We start from the raw sequence: 1,906 nt of genomic DNA, 5'->3' as shown, positions 1-1,906 counted from the left end.
CCGATCAAGAACCCGGAGGACATGCGCGGCCGCAAGATCGGCGTGCAGGACACCAACCAGCTGATCTTCAAGGCTTTGCTCACCGCCAACGGGCTCAAGCCCAGCGATGTCGTCATCGTGCCCGCGCAGTACGACCCGACGCCGCTGGCCAACGGGGAGGTCGACGGCTGGGTCAGCTACGTGACCAACGAACCGATCACGTTGACCGCCAAGGGATTCGCCAACACTCACTTCCTGTTCGCCGACTACAACCTGCCGCTGGTGGCCGAGACGCTCACCGTCAAGCAGTCCACCATCGACAAGGAGCGGGAGAAGCTGAAGGCGTTCCTGGTGGCCGAGATCAAGGGCTGGAAGGACGCGGTGGCCGACCCGGCCGAGTCCGCCAGGCTCGCGGTCGAGGTGTACGGCAAGGACCAGAAGCTCGACCTGGCCGAGCAGACGAAAGAGGCGGTGGCGCAGAACGATCTGGTCACCTCGGCGGACGCGACCGCCAACGGGCTGCTGACCATGACCGACAAGCTGATCGAGCAGAACATCACCGCGCTGCGCGCCGCCGACCTCGACATCAAGGCCGAGCAGCTGTTCGACCTGTCGGTGCTGCGCGAGGTCTACGCGGAGAATCCGGGGCTCAAGGCCTAATTGCTCATTCCGACAACGGTTTTCAGCGCGGACTGCGGGGCCGCGTGCTGTGCGTGCCGCCCGGACTGCTCGGTCCTGGCGGCGATCAGCTCGGCGGCGATCGCCACGGCCATCTCGGTGGCGGTGCGCGCGCCGAGGTCCAGCCCGGCGGGGGAGTGCAGGCGGGCGAGGGTGGCCTCCGTGAAACCGCCCGCGCGTAGGTCTTCCATGCGCTGGGTGTGCACGGTGCGCGAGCCCATGGCGCCGAGATACCCGAGCTCGGGTAGTCGCAGCGCGACCGTGAGCAAGGGGATCTCGAACTTCGGATCGTGGGAGGTGACGACAATGCCTGTGCCGCCGTCGATCTCGCCCGCGGCCGACAGCGTGTTCAGGTACCGGTGCGGCCAGTCGACCACCACCTCGGCGCCGGGGAACTTCTCCGGCTTGGCGAAGTTCTCGCGCGAGTCACAGATCGTCACGCGGTAGCCGAGCAGCCTGGCCTGCACGGTCAACGCCGCGGCGAAGCTGTTGGCGCCGAAGATGATCAGCCGCGGCGGCGGGGCGAACGAGGCGACGAACACGTCCGAGTCCGGCAGGGCGAGCAGCTCGGTGCCGTGCTTCTTGTCGGTCACCAGGTGCTGGCCGATCAGGTCCGCGTCGGAGTGCCACACGACGGTGAAGACGGTGATCCGCCGGTGCGCCGCGATCTCCGCGGCGACGAGCGGGAACTCGGGAAAGTGCCGGCGCGAGAACGGCTCGGTGAACACGTCCATCGTGGCGTCGCGGTCCGAGTCGCCGGTAGCCGCGCCGTAGCGGTGCATCGCGCGCCGGCCCGTGCGCGCGGCCTGGAGCACGGCCTCGTAGGCGATCTCCTCCAGCCCGCCGTCGGTCACCGCGCCGTAGACGCCGCCGTCCGGATCGACGAGCATCGCCGAGCCGACCGGCAAGGACGCGGAGCCCATCGTGCGCACGATGGTCGCCAGCCCGCCGGTGCGCCCGGAATGCCATACCCGCAAGAGGTCATCGACGATGTCCCGCATCTGCTCGCTCCGATCACCGTGCGGACGAGGCCGGGTAGTCACGATCGACGCCCGTCGCCAAATCGTCGCACGTGACGCACACCATATCTGCCTTGCGTGACAAATAGGTGCGCGCGCCCGAATCTCCTACGGCCTCCTGACATATCGAGGTCCAGTGCTTGTGCGCGAGCACAACGGGGTGCCCCGGAGTGTTGTGGAACACAGCCCGCGCGAGCCCGCTCGGCGCGGCGAACGCGGCGGCGGTGACC

Annotated in this window: 2 protein-coding genes and 1 pseudogene; 1 reads left to right on the top strand and 2 read right to left on the bottom strand. The window is 68.4% G+C overall.

What is annotated here, in order from left to right; translation table 11 throughout:
• A partial coding sequence (locus tag ON39_RS30665; RefSeq protein ID WP_040739510.1) for an ABC transporter substrate-binding protein occupies nt 1-639 on the top strand: 639 nt, incomplete at its 5' end.
• On the opposite strand, the gene ON39_RS30660 is transcribed toward ON39_RS30665, so the two are convergent.
• Together ON39_RS30660 and ON39_RS50175 are read right to left on the bottom strand one after the other, a co-directional pair.
• Nucleotides 636-1,658 (bottom strand): XdhC family protein, encoded by a 1,023-nt coding sequence (locus ON39_RS30660; RefSeq protein ID WP_040739509.1) that lies wholly within the window; start codon nt 1,656-1,658, stop codon nt 636-638. The genes ON39_RS30665 and ON39_RS30660 overlap by 4 nt on opposite strands.
• A gap of 13 nt (nt 1,659-1,671) precedes the next feature.
• Nucleotides 1,672-1,906 (bottom strand): annotated as a pseudogene (locus ON39_RS50175) (nucleotidyltransferase family protein); the annotation flags it as partial.

It is taken from the genome of Nocardia tenerifensis NBRC 101015 (genome assembly GCF_000308715.1).
GTDB classification, from domain to species: domain Bacteria; phylum Actinomycetota; class Actinomycetes; order Mycobacteriales; family Mycobacteriaceae; genus Nocardia; species Nocardia tenerifensis.
Note: the sequence above shows the minus strand (reverse complement) of the source record. Positions and strands in the feature narration are given on the sequence as shown.